At 56.2% G+C, this 17,413-nt stretch carries 15 protein-coding genes; 13 read left to right on the plus strand and 2 right to left on the minus strand.

Annotated features, from left to right (window positions below):
• Nucleotides 1–82 precede the first annotated feature (82 nt).
• From NOM06_RS04555 to NOM06_RS04570, 4 genes are all read left to right on the plus strand, one after another.
• Nucleotides 83–580: a peptidylprolyl isomerase gene (locus NOM06_RS04555; protein ID WP_033115878.1), complete on the plus strand. Its 498-nt coding sequence runs from the start codon at nt 83–85 to the stop codon at nt 578–580.
• Nucleotides 570–1,367 carry a DUF4269 domain-containing protein gene (locus NOM06_RS04560; RefSeq protein WP_255910036.1) on the plus strand — a complete coding sequence of 266 codons (798 nt, stop codon included), beginning with the start codon at nt 570–572 and terminating at the stop codon, nt 1,365–1,367. The genes NOM06_RS04555 and NOM06_RS04560 overlap by 11 nt, the downstream gene beginning before the upstream one ends.
• The gene (lpxH, locus tag NOM06_RS04565) at nt 1,364–2,098 is read left to right on the plus strand and encodes a UDP-2,3-diacylglucosamine diphosphatase (protein ID WP_255910037.1); all 735 of its coding nucleotides are present in this window, start codon (nt 1,364–1,366) and stop codon (nt 2,096–2,098) included. The genes NOM06_RS04560 and lpxH overlap by 4 nt, the downstream gene beginning before the upstream one ends.
• A 223-nt stretch (nt 2,099–2,321) precedes the next feature.
• Nucleotides 2,322–2,570, plus strand: coding sequence for a GlsB/YeaQ/YmgE family stress response membrane protein (locus tag NOM06_RS04570; RefSeq protein ID WP_255910038.1), 249 nt, complete (start codon nt 2,322–2,324; stop codon nt 2,568–2,570).
• A gap of 68 nt (nt 2,571–2,638) precedes the next feature.
• Here the strand turns inward: NOM06_RS04570 and NOM06_RS04575 are convergent, their stop codons facing one another.
• Together NOM06_RS04575 and tctD are read right to left on the minus strand one after the other, a co-directional pair.
• Entirely contained in the window at nt 2,639–3,994 is a 1,356-nt protein-coding gene (locus NOM06_RS04575) for a sensor histidine kinase (protein WP_255910039.1), read from the minus strand.
• Between the two features lie 43 nt (nt 3,995–4,037).
• Entirely contained in the window at nt 4,038–4,712 is a 675-nt protein-coding gene (gene tctD / locus NOM06_RS04580; RefSeq protein ID WP_201983343.1) for a transcriptional regulator TctD, read from the minus strand.
• 222 nt (nt 4,713–4,934) lie between these two features.
• On the opposite strand from tctD, the gene NOM06_RS04585 reads away from it, so the two are divergent.
• The 9 genes from NOM06_RS04585 to NOM06_RS04625 all read left to right on the plus strand — a co-directional run bounded on the left by NOM06_RS04585 (nt 4,935) and on the right by NOM06_RS04625 (nt 16,476).
• On the plus strand, nt 4,935–5,921 hold the full coding sequence (locus NOM06_RS04585; protein ID WP_255910040.1) for a tripartite tricarboxylate transporter substrate binding protein: 987 nt from the start codon (nt 4,935–4,937) through the stop codon (nt 5,919–5,921).
• Nucleotides 5,922–5,932: 11 nt separating this feature from the next.
• Nucleotides 5,933–6,364: a tripartite tricarboxylate transporter TctB family protein gene (locus tag NOM06_RS04590; protein WP_005350923.1), complete on the plus strand. Its 432-nt coding sequence runs from the start codon at nt 5,933–5,935 to the stop codon at nt 6,362–6,364.
• Nucleotides 6,365–6,373: 9 nt separating this feature from the next.
• Nucleotides 6,374–7,906: a tripartite tricarboxylate transporter permease gene (locus NOM06_RS04595; protein WP_019445074.1), complete on the plus strand. Its 1,533-nt coding sequence runs from the start codon at nt 6,374–6,376 to the stop codon at nt 7,904–7,906.
• A 679-nt stretch (nt 7,907–8,585) separates the two neighbouring features.
• A complete protein-coding gene (locus NOM06_RS04600; RefSeq protein ID WP_187364501.1) occupies nt 8,586–9,605 on the plus strand; it encodes a Fic family protein in 1,020 nt (339 codons plus the stop codon).
• Between the two features lie 403 nt (nt 9,606–10,008).
• A complete protein-coding gene (locus NOM06_RS04605; protein ID WP_255910041.1) occupies nt 10,009–10,791 on the plus strand; it encodes a nuclease-related domain-containing protein in 783 nt (260 codons plus the stop codon).
• Nucleotides 10,792–10,987: 196 nt separating this feature from the next.
• On the plus strand, nt 10,988–12,487 hold the full coding sequence (locus NOM06_RS04610; RefSeq protein ID WP_255910042.1) for a hypothetical protein: 1,500 nt from the start codon (nt 10,988–10,990) through the stop codon (nt 12,485–12,487).
• Nucleotides 12,488–12,947: 460 nt separating this feature from the next.
• Nucleotides 12,948–14,075, plus strand: coding sequence for an ABC-three component system protein (locus NOM06_RS04615; RefSeq protein WP_255910043.1), 1,128 nt, complete (start codon nt 12,948–12,950; stop codon nt 14,073–14,075).
• A complete protein-coding gene (locus NOM06_RS04620; protein WP_255910044.1) occupies nt 14,072–14,587 on the plus strand; it encodes an ABC-three component system middle component 2 in 516 nt (171 codons plus the stop codon). The genes NOM06_RS04615 and NOM06_RS04620 overlap by 4 nt, the downstream gene beginning before the upstream one ends.
• A gap of 2 nt (nt 14,588–14,589) precedes the next feature.
• Nucleotides 14,590–16,476, plus strand: a complete 1,887-nt coding sequence (locus NOM06_RS04625; protein ID WP_163147252.1) for a hypothetical protein — start codon at nt 14,590–14,592, stop codon at nt 16,474–16,476.
• Nucleotides 16,477–17,413: the final 937 nt, after the last annotated feature.

A 17,413-nucleotide genomic window follows, 5' to 3' on the forward strand; every position in this document is an offset into this window, starting at 1 on the left:
CCCTGATGGGCTAGAATTGCCACCACTTTATGCCATACACCTGCGGGCACTTCGTCGTCCGCATCAAATGAAAGGACATATCATGGTCACTCTGCACACCAATCACGGCGACATCACCCTCACCCTGAATGCTGAAAAAGCCCCGGAAACCGTGGCCAACTTCCTGCAATACTGCCGTGACGGTCACTACGACAACACCATTTTCCACCGCGTCATCGACGGCTTCATGATCCAGGGCGGCGGCTATGCCCCGGGCTTTGAAGAGAAAGACACTCGCGCCCCTATCAAGAACGAAGCTGCCAACGGTCTCTCCAACAAGATCGGCACCATCGCCATGGCCCGCACCATGGAGCCGCACTCTGCCAGCGCCCAGTTCTTCATCAACGTGAACAACAACGACTTCCTCGACTTCAAATCCGCCACCACTCAGGGCTTCGGCTACTGCGTATTCGGTGAAGTGACCGCCGGTATGGACGTGGTCAACAAGATCAAGGGCGTCAAGACCGGTAACTACGGCCGCATCCATCAGGACGTTCCGACCGAAGACGTGGTGATCACCAAGGTGACCCTTGCTGACTGATCTCTGCCGACTCGGCACTGACAAAACTGCGGCCCCGGCCGCAGTTTTTCCATCTGCCTCCCCCACTGCCAGCCCAAACTGGCGCCGCCTCGACTATCTGGCCCACGGCAACCCGCGCCAGCGCTCGGCCCATGTCCTGCTCACCGCCGGTGTGTGGGATGAGCTGGCCGCGCAGTGCAGCGATATGGCGCTGGTGAGCACGCTCGCCATCGGCCTCGATCGGCCCGGCAGCGATCTCGATATCCTCTGCCAGCATCCAGATCCCGCCGAGTTTGCCGCTATTTTTGCAGAGCAAGGCTGGCAGGCGAGCGCCAAGGGCGACAATATCTGGCTGCTGGAGCGCATCTTTGCCTGCCTCGACCAGCACAGTGTCGATAGCAGTTGCGACAAGAGCGAGGCCAGCTGGCCAGTGGAGCTGTACGTCACCGCCGCCCCCATCGAGACGCTGAATGGCTGGCGCCACCTCACCCTGATGGCCGCGTTGCTCGAGCGGTTTGGTGATGCCTTCTACCGCGACGTGCTGCGCCTGCGCCTTGAAGAGGGATTGAAAGGGGAAGCGGCCATGTGCCGGTTGCTGGGTCTGGCGGGCGATCCTTATGCCGCGCTGCTGACGCTGGAGGGATGCAATCTCGCCGAGCTGTCATGGCAGGCGCCATCCCGTGACGATATCCATACCTCAACTGGCGCGATGGCACCCGCAGCGCACTATTCGCCCCCAGTTGTTTCTACTACCTCTGCCACCCCTGTTTGCCCTGTTTCGACCGAGAGCCCGATCCCCACATCATGAGCACCCTCTTTATCAGTGACATTCACCTCTCTGCCCAGCGGCCCGATATGACCGCGGCACTGGTGCGCTTTCTCGAGCACGACGCCCCCGGCGCCGATGCCCTCTATGTGCTGGGGGATCTCTTCGAATTCTGGATTGGCGATGATGACCCCAATCCGCTCCATCAACAGATGGCCGATGCCTTTTTGGCCCTGAGCCAGCAGAACGTGCCCATCTACTTTATCCACGGCAACCGCGACTTTCTGCTGGGCCAGCAGTTTGCCAAGCGCGCGGGGATGACATTGCTGGGTGGCCCTTGCGTGATCGACCTCTATGGGGAACGGGTAGTGCTCAGCCACGGCGATCTGCTCTGCACCCTGGATGAGGGGTATCAGAAGTTTCGCCGCATCACCCAGCTCAAGTGGCTGCGCTGGCTCTTTTTGCGACTGCCGCTCGCCCGCCGTCAGGCCATCGCCTGCAAGATGCGCGGCCAAAGCCAGATGGAAAATGCCCACAAGAGCCAGATCATCATGGATGTGACGCCCGCGGCGGTGGACGAGATGCTGCGCTCCCATGACTGCCGAATGATGATCCACGGCCACACCCACAGACCCGCCATCCACCACTTCCAGCTCGATGGCGCGCCAGCCCGGCGCATCGTACTCGGTGACTGGTTCGAGCAGGGCTCGGTGCTGGTCTGCCGCCCCGGCGAGCAGCGGCTGGAAACAAGGCCGCTGGCAGCTGAGGGCTGACAGCAGGTTCACAAGGCATCAATAAAGAGAGGGGCGCGTCAGCAGTGACGCGCCCCTTGTTCATGGGCAAAACAGGCGCTTGGCTCAAAAAGGCGCTGCCGTCGCCGCATCTCCTGCGTCACAACAAGTCCGACAGCTTGTGACCAGCCAGCGCCATCCGGCCCTTCGCATCCCGGCATCCCTGCCTATAATGCGGGCTCAAACACACAGAGAGGATTAATCCATGGGCTTTATCACCTGGATCGTATTGGGACTGTTGGTGGGTATTCTGGCGAAGTGGATCATGCCGGGCCGCGACGGTGGTGGCTTCTTCATGACCGCCCTGCTGGGGATTGTCGGTGCCATGGTCGGCGGCTATGTGGGCACCTTGCTGGGTCTGGGCTCGGTGACCGGCTTCAATATTTCGAGCATCGCCATCGCCACCGTGGGTGCCCTTATCGTCCTGTTTGTCTTCAACAAGATCCGCAGCTGACAACCCAACGCCATCTTATGTGTAGATAAACAGGGCACCACACGGTGCCCTCTCTTTTTGTATCACCTTCACGATTTTGCCTGCGGCAAGATCAGCCTCACCAACAAGCCCCCCAACTGCGGGGCAGGCAGCAGCACCACCTCGCCGTGATGGTAGTGGGCGATGTCGCGCACCAGCGCCAGACCAAGCCCTGCCCCCGGCTGTTCGCTCCCCTGCTCGAGGCGCTGAAACGGCTGCCAGACCCGCTCTGCCAGCTCGGGGGCGATGCCGGGGCCGCTATCCTCTACCTCCAGCCAGATCTGCCCGTTGCCGTGCACCACCCGCGCCGTCACCGTGCCGTGGGGCGGGGTGTATTTGATGGCGTTGTCGAGCAGGTTGGCACACAGCTCCCCGAGCAGCAGCGGCTCCCCTGCCACCATGATGGTGGACTCCTCCACCTCGTAACCAAGATCGATCCCCTTGCTGCGCGCCTGCGCCAACCGTGACAGACAGGCCTGCTGCACCAGCGCCGTCAACTCGATGGGCTCACGCTGGCGCAGCCCGGAGCACTCGTCCGATTTGAGTCGCGCCAGCAGCAGGAGCCGCTCGGTCAGGGCGATGGTGTGATCGAGCCGCACGGCCATGGCATCGAGGCTTTCGCTCATCAGGGCCGGATCGCCACTGCCGCGCGCCACCTCAACCTGGGTTTTCAGGATGGTGAGCGGGGTGCGCAGCTGGTGGGCGGCATCGGCACTGAAACGCTCCTGCCTGGCCACCAGCTGGCGCAAGCGGGCCAGCTGGCGGTTGAACGCCTGCACCAGCGGCCGGGTCTCCTGCCAGGGGAGCAGATCCGGCAAGGGGGCGAGCGTGGCGGCATCGCGGCGCAATATCTCCCGCGACAAACGGCGCATCGGGGTGAGCAGCCGCTTGAGCAACAGATAAGCGAGCAGCAGGGTGAGCACCACCAGCGCTCCTTGGGTCAGCACGGCCGACCAGAGCAGCTGCTGTGCCAGCTGCTGGCGGCCGAGCAGGGTTTCTGCCACCGTGATGCGGGCCATGCCGGTGACGCCCCCCTCGCCCACCGGTTGCAGCAACATAACGGCGCGGATTGGCACCTCCTGATAGAGGCCGTCGTAGAAGTAGGCGAGCGCTGGATAGCGGTCAGTCAGCGGCGTGCCGTCCGGCATGGGGGGCAAGTCGTCAAAGCCGGAGATGACCCCATCGTCGATGCCGCGCACCTGATAGAAGAGGCGATCGCGCATGTTGCGCTCGAAGCTGTCGAGCACCACATAGGGCACATCCACCTTGAGAACCCCATCGCTTGCCGTCAGCCGCTCGGCGACGGTACGGGCCGAGGCAAGCAGGGTGCGATCATAGGCCGAGGTAGCCGCCGCCAGCGCGCCGTAGTAGCTGTACCAGGCCGAGGCAGCCCAGAGGATCAGCAAGGGGCCCCCCAGAAACAGCAGCAGTTGATGGAGCAGGGAGCGACTAATGGGAGGCCTCCGGCGCCGCTTCCAGCAGATAGCCGAGACCGCGCAGGGTGGTGATCACCACCCCGCTGCCCACCAGCTTTTTGCGCAACCGGTGGATATAGAGATCGATGCTGTCGAGCCCCACCTCGTCATCGAGGTTGAACACCTGCTCGAACAGCTGCCCCTTGGCGACCGGCCGCCCGTGGCGGTACATCAGCGCGGTCAGCAGCGCCAGTTCGCGCGGAGTCAGGGCAAGGCGGGCATCGGCCAGCAGAAAATAGCCGTCGGGGTGCAGCGTCAGGCGCCCCAGCCGCAGCTCGGCACCACCGCTTTCGCTGCGTCGCAGCAGGGCTCGCAGCCGGGCATCCAGCTCACCCAGATCGAACGGCTTGGCCAGATAGTCATCGGCACCGGCATTGAGGCCACAGATCCGCTCCTCCACCGCGCCGCGGGCGGTGAGCAGCAGCACCGGCACCCTCTGCCCCCGACTGCGCAACCGGCCGAGTACCGCCAGCCCGTCAAGCTTGGGCATCTCGATATCGAGTACCGCCAGCGCGTACTGTTCGTGGCGCAGCAGGTGGTCAGCCTGAGCCCCGTCAGCCACCCAATCCACCGCGAAACCGGCGCTGGTGAGTGCCCGCGACAGCCAGTGGGCCAGTTCGTGATTATCTTCTGCCAACAGCAAGCGCATCCCTCTCCCCTTGTTCCTAACCACGGCATTCAGCCGCACTGCTTCAACTGCATCCCTTCGTCACTGCTATTGCGGGAGAAGGTGCGATCAGGGTCACACACCCGGCTCTTGGTCAGCGATTGAAAGGTGAATGAAAGGTTGTTGTTTTAACAATTTCGCATCACTTCGTCTATCGACGGAGTCACACCCAGGAAAAACAACGACAAGATGGAGCACACAACCATGAAGCAACGCACACGTCATGCCCTCGCCCTGCTAACCCTGCTCGGTGCCATGCCACTGCAGGCGGCCGAGAGTGTCACCGCCCCGAGCCGTACCGAATGCATCGCACCGGCCAAACCGGGCGGTGGTTTCGATCTCACCTGCAAGCTGTTGCAGGTGAGCCTGCAGGAGACCGGCACCATCGACAAACCGATGCGGGTCACCTACATGCCGGGCGGGGTCGGCGCCGTGGCCTACAACGCCATCGTGGCCCAGCGCCCTGCCGAGGCGGGGACCGTGGTCGCCTTCTCCGGTGGCTCCCTGCTCAACCTCTCACAGGGGAAATTTGGCCGTTACGGGGTGGATGATGTGCGCTGGCTGGCGGCGGTGGGCACCGATTACGGCATGATCGCTGTGCGCCACGATGCCCCCTATCAGAACCTCAAGGAGCTGGTGAGCGCTATGGAGCGCGATCCCAATAGCGTGGTGATCGGCGCGGGTGCCTCCATCGGCAGTCAGGACTGGATGAAGACGGCGCTGCTGGCCAAACAGGCCGGGGTTGACCCCCACAAGATGCGCTACGTCGCCTTTGAAGGGGGTGGCGAGCCGGTCACCGCGCTGCTTGGCAACCATGTGCAGGCGGTCTCCGGCGATCTGAGCGAGATGGTGCCCTATATCGGCGGCGACAAACTGCGGGTGCTGGCGGTGTTCTCTGCCGAGCGGCTGCCCGGCAAGCTGGCCACCATCCCCACCGCCAAGGAACAGGGTTATGACCTGGTGTGGCCGGTGATCCGCGGCTTCTATGTCGGCCCCAAGGTGAGCGACAGCGAATACCAGTGGTGGAAGCAGACCTTCGATCAGCTGGTGAAGACCGACACCTTCAAGGCGCAGCGGGATCTGCGCGGCCTGTTCGAGTTTGACCTCACCGGCGAGGCCCTCGACAGCTACGTCAAGGAGCAGGTGGCGCAATATCGCGAGCAGGCCAAAGCCTTCGGTCTGGCCAAATAGGAGCCGCAGCCATGAGCGATCGCATCTTCGCCGCCATCTGGCTGCTGCTCTGTCTGGCAGGCGCCGCCATCGCCTGGCAGATCCAGAGCGAATACAGCTATGAGCCGCTGGGGCCGCGCCCCTTCCCGCTCGGCATCATCGGCCTGATGGCGCTCTGCGCCCTGTTGCTGCTGCGCCGCCAGCCGGACACCGTCAGCTGGCCGCCGCTGCGTACCCTGCGCCACCTCGCCATCATGGTGGTGGCGCTGGCCGGGTACGGTGCCAGCTTCGAGTGGCTGGGCTTTCCGCTGGCCACCACCCTGCTCACCTTTGTACTGGGGCGCCTGTTTGGCGCCTCTGCCAAAGCCGCCCTACTCTCCGGCGTCGTCGGCGGTCTGGTGCTCTATCTCGCCTTCGACCGGCTGCTGGATGTCACCCTGCCCCTCGGCGTCTGGTTCTCTTAAGGAGTCAATATGGATACCTGGATGTACCTATCCCAGGGCTTTGCGGTGGCACTCACCCCGGAGAATCTGGTGATCGCCCTCATCGGCTGCTTTGTCGGCACCGTGGTCGGCCTGCTGCCGGGCCTTGGCCCCATCAACGGGGTCGCCATCCTGTTGCCGCTGGCTTTTGCCCTGAAACTGCCCCCCGAATCGGCGCTCATTCTGCTCGCCACCGTCTACATAGGTTGCGAGTATGGCGGGCGGATCTCCTCGATCCTGCTCAACGTGCCGGGGGATGCCGCCGCCATCATGACCGCGCTGGATGGCTACCCCATGGCCCAGCAGGGCAAGGCGGGAGTGGCCCTCTCCATCTCGGCGGTCAGCTCCTTTGTCGGCTCCATGCTCGCCATCGGCGGGATCATTCTGTTCGCCCCGGCGCTGGCGCGCTGGTCCCTCGCCTTCGGCCCGGCGGAGTATTTCGCCCTGATGGTGTTCGCCATCGCCTGCCTTGGCAGCATGATGAGCCAGAACCCGCTCAAATCCTTTATGGCCGCGCTGATTGGGCTCGGGCTCGCCACCGTTGGAGTGGATGCCAACACCGGCGTCTATCGCTTCACCTTCGACAGCGTTCACCTCTCGGATGGGGTGCAGTTTATCGTGGTGGTGATCGGCCTCTTCTCGGTGAGCGAAATCCTGCTGATGCTGGAGCACACCAGTGGTGGCGGCAAGCTGGTGCGCACCACCGGGCGGATGCTGTTCAACTTCAAGGAGCTGGTCCATTGCACCGGCACCATGTTGCGTTCCTCCACCATCGGCTTCTTCGTCGGCATTCTGCCCGGCGCCGGTGCCACCATCGCCAGTGCCATCACCTACATGACCGAGAAGCGACTGGCGGGGCCCAATGCCAAATTCGGCGAGGGGGACATTCGCGGCGTGGCCGCGCCGGAGGCGGCCAACAACGCATCGGCCTGCGGCTCCTTTATCCCCATGCTGACCCTGGGAGTGCCGGGTTCGGGCACCACAGCGGTGATGATGGGGGCGCTGACCCTCTATAACATCACTCCGGGCCCCACCATGTTCACCGAACAGCCCGATGTGGTGTGGGGATTGATCGCCGCCCTCTTGCTGGCCAACGTCATGCTGCTGGTGATGAACATCCCCATGGTGGGGCTCTTTACCCGCATGCTCTCCATCCCGCTCTGGTTTTTGGTGCCCGCCATCGCCAGCGTCTCGGCAGTGGGAGTCTATGCGGTGCACAGCACCACCTTCGACCTGTTGCTGATGGTGGCCCTCGGGGTCTTTGGCTACCTGCTGCGCAAGATGCACTTCCCCATGTCACCGCTCATTCTGGGCTTCGTGCTGGGTGAAATGCTGGAGCAGAACCTGCGCCGCGCCCTCTCCATCAGCAATGGCGACACCGCCATCCTGTGGAGCAGCGGCATCAGCCAGACCCTGCTGGTACTGGCCATTGCAGTGATCACCCTGCCCCCGCTGGTACGCCTGCTGCGCCGCCGCAAAGCCGATCCGCTGATCCCGGACGCCCGCCCGGAGCAGGGAGCCTGACCTGATAAGACAGAGATGACGGGTTTATTGATACAAAAGGGCGAGATCTGAACGATCTCGCCCTTTTTAACAGACCGCATCCATCTGTCACTAACGTTATAAAAACACCCAATATATCAACGCTAATCGCCCCGCGTTCTCTGACACTTCAAGAGCCTCAAATTGACGTCATTCAGCAGGTCTTATGAGCAAGCCGCTACGTGACAAGGAAATATTCAGACTGGCCGCTGTATCCCTTTTTCTCGATCTGTATTCCCCACCGAGTCAGGGGGTGGCAAGCCTGATAGTGAGCTTGAGCTGGCAATTAAACGCCGGAGGCTCTACCGGACAACACCTGTTTGGGTCAAATGTGGATTCGGAGGAAAAAGAAAAAGGCCACTATTTCTAGTGGCCTTTCGTAACTCTTTGATTTTAATGGTGCCCGAGGCCGGAATCGAACCGGCACGACGCGAACGTCGAGGGATTTTAAATCAAAGGGCCTCGCTTGCATCCTGTCGCATGAAATAGCAAGTAGATGGAGCGAGTGACACCGCTAATTCACAACGAATGGCACCACGTCATAGGGCATCGCATATCGCTTATCACAGAATTCGCAAAGATACGCCGCCGTGTTGGTCTTGCCCCCGATCTGATAATCTCTGAGCCTTCGCATTTGCAATCGTTTCAGTCGGAGTACCCCATGGCAGCCTATTCCCCTCCCTTCACCCTGACCCACGCCATGTTGAGCCGGGTGGCGGAGATCGCAGAATTGGTGGGGCAATGGCGCTCGACGCAGAGCTCGCAAGTCCCCATGCTGCGCCGGGAAAACCGGATCCGCACCATCCAGGCATCCCTGGCTATCGAGCACAACACCCTGAGCCTGGATCAAGTCACGGCAGTGATCGACGGCAAACCTGTACTGGGATTGCCCCGTGAGATCCAGGAGGTGCGCAATGCGTTTGCCGCTTATGAAGCAATGTCGGCTTGGGCCCCTACCTCTTCTGCAGATTTGCTCAGGGCCCATGGACGTTTGATGCACGGGTTATGCGATGACGCAGGGCAATGGCGTAGCAGTGGGGTCGGCATCTATCGAGGTGAGCAATTAGTGCATATGGCTCCCCCCGCGACTCAGGTTCCGCGTCTGATGGAACAACTGATGCAATGGTTGGCAGAAACAGAGGCCCATCCCTTGATCGCCTCTTGTGCCTTGCACTACGAGTTGGAGTTTATCCACCCCTTTTCCGATGGAAATGGTCGTATGGGACGCTTGTGGCAAACGGTGATCTTGAGCCGTTGGCAACCAGTGATGGCCTTCCTGCCGGTGGAAGCGATCATCAAAGAGCGCCAAGAGCACTACTACCACCAATTAAGTCAGGCCGACAGGCTGAGTGACTGCACCGATTTTATTCTGTTTCTGCTAGAGGCGCTGCGAGATGCGTTGGCCGAAGCGATTACCGCACAGCCGACATCTCAGCCCACCCCGCCAGAAAAAGTGAGGGTAGAAACGCCGGTAGAAATGAAGGTAGAAATGCGGGCAAAAACACCGGATGCAGTGTTGGCGCTCTTAGCGAGCGAGCCTGCCCTGACCCTGACACAAGTAGCCGAGCGAATAGGCAAATCGACCAGCACGGTGGAGCGAGCAGCTGCCGCATTGGTTAAAGCGGGGCGATTGCGCTTTGTTGGTCCGCGCAAGGGTGGGCATTGGGAAGTGTTGTCATAGGACTGCTTGCTAAGGCCACCGAGTGAGTTGCTACAGCCGCCCAGCTTCCGGGTCGCATCAGTAAACATATAACCAGCCAAGTAAACCCAAGCGCAACGAACCCCATTTGCGCACAAAGGAGGCGCAGTAACTCTCTGTTTTATCTCACTAACACCACAAGGTGTAAGATCTCCATTGGGGATAATCAGATACTGTGATACTTACCCCACATCCCAATGGATAGACTCCTATAGGTCAGCTAACCTGTCCTCACCACATCCCCAAAAAGACGCATGAAATGGAATTCTCGTCGCTCGCGGTATCTGTTCTGGCAACTACTGGCTTGTTCTTGTGCCCAATATTCTTATCTGTCGGGATCATCTTGTTAATAAGAAAAAGGCTTCGCTCACATAGGGTCAGCCCGTTGACCGCCGACCTGCTCAGGCCAGCGGGTCACACCCTGCAACAGCAAATCCAAGACCTACAGATAGACCTCTTTTCCCAAATGCTATTCACGCCATTGACCATGATGATGATCGGGTTCTACCTCTTGTTACAGAGCTACCTCGATAAGAGGGCTATGAGCACGACTGTGATGTTGGTTTCCGGGTTCGTCATGCTGAGCCTCTTTATCTATGGCACAACCAAAACTTACAGAATGGCCAACAAGGTTCAGCACCTCAAGCTGGGTTATTCCTGTGAACTGGCAGTGGGTCAAGAGTTGGATCAAATCGTTAGGCCCCAACAACACCCCTATCGGGTTTACCACGATATCCCGTTTGATGGATTCAATATCGACCATTTGATCATCTGCCCTAACGGGGTCTTTGTCATCGAGACTAAGGGTCGCTCCAAACCCATCAACAATGGAGAAAAACAGTTCAAGGTTCGGGTCGAAAATGATGCGCTTCACTTCCCAAACCATGTTGAAAAAGCGCCGCTCGAACAGGTCCGCCGTAACGTCACTACAGTGCGTAACTGGCTCAACAGTGCAACTGGGACCGAAGTCCCTGTAGGTGGCGTTCTGGTTCTACCTGGCTGGTTTGTGGATTTACGCCAGAAGATCACCTTCCCCTACATCGTCAGTGCCGCAGCACTCCCCAAGCAACTCCCCCAATTTAGGGCTGGCTCACTTGAACTGGCCCAGATCCAGGCCATAGCCCACCAGGTAGAGCAAAAAGTACGGGACGTTGCCAAGGCTGGCTAACAGGGCTTGATTACCAACTAATACGCCATCAGTCAGCAAACTTATCCCGTCATCCTTGAATGCCCCTCAGTTTGAGGCCTTTGGGTATAGGGGAACACCGGGGGATTCGCTGCGATGAATTTGAAGCCACCCATTGCAGGTAAAAAGTCAGCGGCGCTATTGTACTAATTCTTTTTTTGCACAAGGAGTGTGCTCGATGTCTATCTCGCCCATGGATCTCGCAACTTATTACGGTGTCGATGACATTCCTGCTGCCCTATCGATAGGCGATAACCTCCATAGTTTGCTCGTAGCCATATTCAGGAATGAGCCTCTGACTTCGCCCCGCTACGACATTCTAGCCAGCTACGATCTCAACGCCTTGAGGGGCTTTATCAACGGCGATATGACTCTCCCTGAGTTCAGACGCCAATCTGCGGTAGAACAGGAGCAGCGCCGTTCTAAATCTCTTTACTATAAGGGCCGAAAGATTGTGCATCGCTACCAACCTTCAATCACGAAGCCCTTGGCTGCTCAGCCAGACGACAAAGCTAATATAGAGAAGACCAGTCAAAATCCCACTTGGGATTACCTGCAGAAGTTCCGGATCAAAAATGGTCTGGCCGATGGCCAGAATTCTGTGTCCCTCCCCCCGCATGAACTGGCCAAACAATTCTGGGTGGATGATATCACCAGTGCGATCACGGGCGGTGCCAGGTTGCACAGCCTCCTTGTCGCTGCCGGACAAGGCGCGACGATATCAGCAGCAAACAGACAATTTCTCTTGAACAGGGGGTTGAATGCCTTGCTGTGCTTCTTGACCGGCGACCTCTCCCAAGAGCAGTTCGACCAAAAAGGGAAAGCAGAACAGGAGCAACGAAACGAGCTTGCGCAACAGAAACAACGCGAGATCGCCGCTCAGAAGGCCGCAGATGAAGAACGTTATAAAGCCGAGCAGAAAGCCCGAAGTGTGCGACTTGAGGCTGAGCGGATTCAGCGTGAGAGTGACCCCAAGTACATCGCACGGATGAAGAACCAAGCACTCAGGGAGAAGTATGGTGTCACTGGATATGTCGAATCACATCACCTCAAACAGCTCATGGCAATCCTTCTCAAGCTGGATGCAGGTACACGGCTACTGGAGACTGAAACCATCTGGCTCAAGAGCAATGGCCGTGAGTACGAGACAAAGGAGATTCTGCATAGCTACAACCGACTCGAAGCGGATCACTGGCTGGCAGAGTACCGCAACAGCAAGAACCCATGGAGTGCAGTCAATGCCAGCGGACACTTGCGCAAATGTGCAGCATCGAATGAGGCGATTGCTCTGCTGAGTGCCATCCCCGCCAAGCGGCAGGTTCAGCCTAAGCTGAAATCCGCCATTCTCACCACTCATGGTGGTGCGATGCGTGACCATGGCGACCATACTGCCGCATTGAACATGGGCGCTGAAGCTCACCGTCTTCAACCCAACAACTTTCGCCCCTGCACACTACTTGGCGCAGTCTGTATCGAGCTTGGCAACATTAGTGAGGGACATGAGTGGTATTGCAAGGCGGAAGCCAGAGGCGCTGGTCGTGACAGTATTATGTCGGATGTCAGGTCGCTTCTTACCCGGATGACAGCCGATAAACGTGAAGCAGTTATCGCAGAGCTGTTACGCATTCATCCCGAACAGTATCGATGGCTAACTAAGTGGCGTCAGGCCAAGGCGTAGCTGACATTATTGCTAGCAAACTGAAAGTGAATCGCTACCCGTTACTGAGAATGGACAGGGATGTAACTAGAACACAGGTGGCTATTCATACTCACATTCCTTCATCTCTTTTCCAACGCGTCCTATCACAAACTCAGTCACCACACCTTTCCCTTCATTGATTTGGATGTAATATGGACTCTTGAGGCACTCTATCACGGAGCATGGCCGCAGGTTGCTATACAGGGATATCCAGTGGGAACTGAAAGCAAAACATCGTGATTGACTGCACACGCACACAAATTGAATCCAATTCCTGTCCCACAGCAGGATGCTCCACAGGTCGCCAGATACAGACAATTACTTAGCAAAGATACCTCGGCCGAGGCATTCTCTTACTTTTCATGTATCAGTGTAGTATTTCTTTAAAATAAATTTGCTAGTAATATCATATGGATATGACTTACTCATGGGGGTGGTAGTGGCAGGGAAAACCAAACAGAGTGTTGGGGCAACGTTTAGCGAATTGTCTGCACCTACCCCTTGGCCGGGAGCTAATGCTCGGTTGCTTGGGCTAGGTGTGGGACTACCCATCGCCCCCCTTGTTCGTCTGGCGCAATTCAGTGCCGCCGAGTTTGAACGATTCACGCTCGAATGGGCATCTGATTACCTTGCCAAACAGCAGCATGTAAATGAAGTTCAGCAGCGTGGCGGAGCTGGAGATAAGGGGCGAGACATAGTCGTGTGGCTTGATCCAGCAAATGTTTCGCCTAGACGATGGTTCCTGTACCAATGCAAGCATTATGATGCCAACTTGGGGCTTTCAAAGGCCGGTGTCGAAATTGCAAAAGTCATTTTTTATACTTTTGTCGAGGACTACACTGTACCCGAAGCATACTACTTTGTGACGCACAAAGGTGTCACGTCACCGTTTCAAGACCTTCTTGACGATCCAGACAAGCTCAAGCATGCAATTCTTTCCGGGTGGACGACTTATGCTAAAGCGGTCACATCAAAGCACGACATCCCCCTGACAACAAAACTCCGGGACTACATCGATAAATTTGACTTCAGTATTTTTCGTGCAAAGCAGCCACATGATTTGCTTGAAGAACATAGCAAAACCTCGTTTCATCTCACGGTCTTTGGCGCTCCTCTTATTGAGCGCATTCCACCCGAGGCCCCACCATCCGCAGTCGATCCGATAGAGACCGTATATGTTGAGCAACTATACGCCGTCATCAGCCACGATATTGCGAGACCAGTTCAGACCCTCGCTGATTTTGAAACGAGTCTTAGTCACGTAAACCTTTTCGAACGTTCTCGGATTACGTTTTACTGTGCGGAAGGATTAAAGGAGCTTGCTAGGGATCAGATGGCAAATCAAGCATACTTTAATACCCTGCTGGGCGAATTTGATGATGGACTTTACTACACATACACGGATCACGAAGGAATACCATTGGTCCGTCTGAAAAGTACCGTGAAGGCGGCTCAAACACTGCAACTTGGTTCGCATCCGCTTGCTGCTCATGTCACGAGTAAAGACCGTGAAGGTATGTGTCATCAATTGGCCAACGAGAAGGTGATTGACTGGTGCAATCCATGACTAAAGCTCCCGAAACTGAGAGACACTTCAATGAAAGGCCCTTTAACTCCGCCTTGGAATATGGGTTTCGTGCGCTCTTCATATTACACGCAGCAGGTAGTCAGGCGATAGACCTTCAAAGAATGGTATCTTATGACTACCTCCTTGTGCACACCGGCGATGTCCATAGTGGGCCTGAAAGTCTTCACCCGGCTGTACCTCATCGAGGAGCAGAGCTGCTTGTAAAGCGTAGTTCAATTCAAGCAGGGCTTAATCTGATGCTCACAAGGGAATTGATAGAGGTTGTTTTTTCTCCCGAAGGGGTTCTGTATCGGGCTTCCGAGCTGACTGGGCGATTTTTGCAGCTTTTAGTGTCCCCTTATGCGAGAGAACTTGCAGAACGGGCCGAGTGGGTGACAACGAGGTTTGGTCACACATCAAACGACGAGCTTGCTTCTTTTATGGCTAAAAATGTGGGCCGATGGGGTGCTGAATTCGATCGCTTGACCGCAATAGACTTACTGGATTTGTAACAATGCTCCGGATAAATAAAATACTTTTACGCGGTAATGGTGTTAAAGATGCGTTCGTGGATTTCGATAGTGGTGCGAATATCCTTGCGGGAGAATCGGATACCGGTAAGAGCTTCCTGATTCGCTGCCTCGACTATATTCTTGGCGCGGAACAGCTTAAAAAACCTCTCAAAGTGGCAGCTGCTTATACACACCTTTTTGTAGAATTCGAAAATTCCAATAACGAGGTGCTCACACTAGAACGTGCGTTGGATGGTGGCAAACTACTAGCTCATTACGTCCCAACCCGCGACATCCGCGATAAGGGCGAGATAATTGCGCCTGTCCGTAAAGGCAAGAGTAAGGGACCGGACGTTACTTCCATATTTTTCCCCTTCGCAGGAATTAAAGAGGCCAAGTTACGCAAAAATGTTCTCGGAGAAACGCAGCGTCTCTCCGTGCGTACTCTTTCGCCCCTCTTTCTGGTCGACGAAGTCTCCATCATTGACGAACACTCTCCGATAACGGGTAGGCCCAGCTTTGACGATACGGCACGCAAACGCACGTTTTCGTATCTCCTCACCGGCAAAGACGATGATGGAATTGTGGCAGCGGAGAAAGGTGAAATAGTGAAGGCAAAGCTCCAGGCGAAGCTCGAAGTTGTGCAGGAGCTAATTCGGCCGCTTGAGGAACGTTTTGGAGCTGGGCCGAATAGCGTTCCGATAGCCCTCGGCTCTGACGATGATCTTGATGATGTGATCGCTAAATTGACTGAAGAGGTGGAAGCAGCAACAACTGCAATCTCCCGTTTGCACGAGGAAACACAAGTAACAACAGCTCTAGCTTTAAGGGCTGAATCCCAGTTACTGGGGGTAGCAGAAATCCAATCGAGATACAGCCTACTTGATGAGCGATACCATTCCGACCTGAAGCGGTTGGACTTTCTTGCAGAAGGATCTCATTACTTTGAGTCCCTTCAAGAAGTACCTTGCCCACTTTGCGGGCAACAGTTAACACTCCCCCATCATCATGGAGAAAGAACACAGACACTGATGAGCAGTGATGAAATTCGGCGTTCAGCAATAGCTGAAGCTGCAAAGATTCATGCGTACTTGGTGGACCTCCAAAAGGCAATGGTTAGTGTTGACCACAGAAAAAGTGAGCTGGAGAAAGAGAAGAACGTTGCTCAGGCCGCACTTAAGAATCTCCAGGAAAACCTCACTCGTAACTTAACGCCTCTGCTGGCGAGCACCGCAGAACACCTTGAAGAACTGTTCGAGCGCCGAGCCGAAAGGGATGCTGAACAAACGGATCTACAGAGGTGGATCGAACTACATAAACGCCAAAAAGATATCCAAAAATCGCTTGTCGATAGCAACCAGCCGAAGCCGGAATGGGGGGGGCTTTCTTCCCAGTCACTGTCGAGTCTTTGCACAGAAATAGAAGCAGTCTTGACTGAGTGGAAGTGGGGTTCAGCGCCTCGCGTTACATTCGATGAGAAGGAGTATGACATCGTTGTTGACGGACAACCCCGACAGTCACACGGCAAGGGTGTCCGCGCAATTCTCTATTCTGCCTTTATTATTGGTCTTCTGAGATACTGCGTTAACAATGGGCTACCGCATCCAGGACTGGTGGTTATCGACTCGCCGCTGACCAGTTACAAGAAGAAAGATGCGGCTACCGTATCAGGTTTAAACGAACCAGTCTCCGAAGGAGTTGAAGCCGGATTCTGGCATTCACTGACCCTGTTGCCGAAGCACTTACAAATTATTGTTATTGAAAATAAAGAACCACCAGCTTCAGTTGCCAAAGAAGTTCATTACGAATGGTTTGCGGGCGACTACGCCGGTGCTGAAGAACGCGCTGCACTGATTCCAGTGCCCAGCGGGCTCTCGGCAATCTCGTAGATGGGAGAGCAATATTGTTGAAATAAACCCTCTGATTGTTTGGCATACGACTGTGGGTAATGCCTCCAATCGGTTGAGCAATGCGTATGATGGCGGCTTTGGAGACTCAGTATTCCTCATAGCCACCATCATTGTTCATTGCACACTCTGCCAATCAGAGTATGTATACAGCCATAGTAGTAAGACTCCTCACCCTGTCGAACTACACGAGAAAGCGATTGGTGCCTTGAGCGAGCAATATCACTTCAGCTGATCGGGATGGATTACCGCACCACCTACTCTTGTAGTGCCCCTGCAGAACTAGAATTGAAAGAGTCCCCCCCTCCCCTCACTTGCTCGTTCCCTGCCCGTCTTCATAGCTCCCCCAATGAGACCCCATTACAAAGCTAGTCACCGTCCTTTTCCCGACATATTACCAACAGTAGTATGGATGCCTGTGACACTCAATTTCGGTACAAAGCAGCGGACTGGAAGTTGGGAATCAGGGGGGGGAGAGGCGGGGAGTCATGCCCAGCGTAAACAGAGCACTGCCATGTCGGTGGGGCCTTTATGAACGCCGAGCCCCAGAAAAAAAATACTTGAGTCAGACATGTCGACCACCTGTTGCTGTTATGGCTGTAACCTAATAGAGTTACTCTGGTATAAATAGCCCGTGTATTCGCAGGACGACTATCCTGCGACTGGAAATAATTATGCCTAGAGCTAAAGGAAAAATATGAATGCAAATCTACTTATTGACGAACTCTTAGAAATCAGAAATAAAAGAGAGTCTTTAGAAAAAGATAGAATTATAGGCCCTTGTAATTGCGAGGAACATAAAGAAATAAAGACAAGGGAGTTCGGAGGTGGAGTTCACTTTGTTTGTATGGAAATGGTATTCACCTGACAGGTGCCCACAAAAGGGAGTGGTCATACGGCTTCAAACCGGATAACAAAA

Source organism: Aeromonas sp. JL9, from assembly GCF_024436075.1.
Taxonomy (GTDB): domain Bacteria; phylum Pseudomonadota; class Gammaproteobacteria; order Enterobacterales; family Aeromonadaceae; genus Aeromonas; species Aeromonas veronii.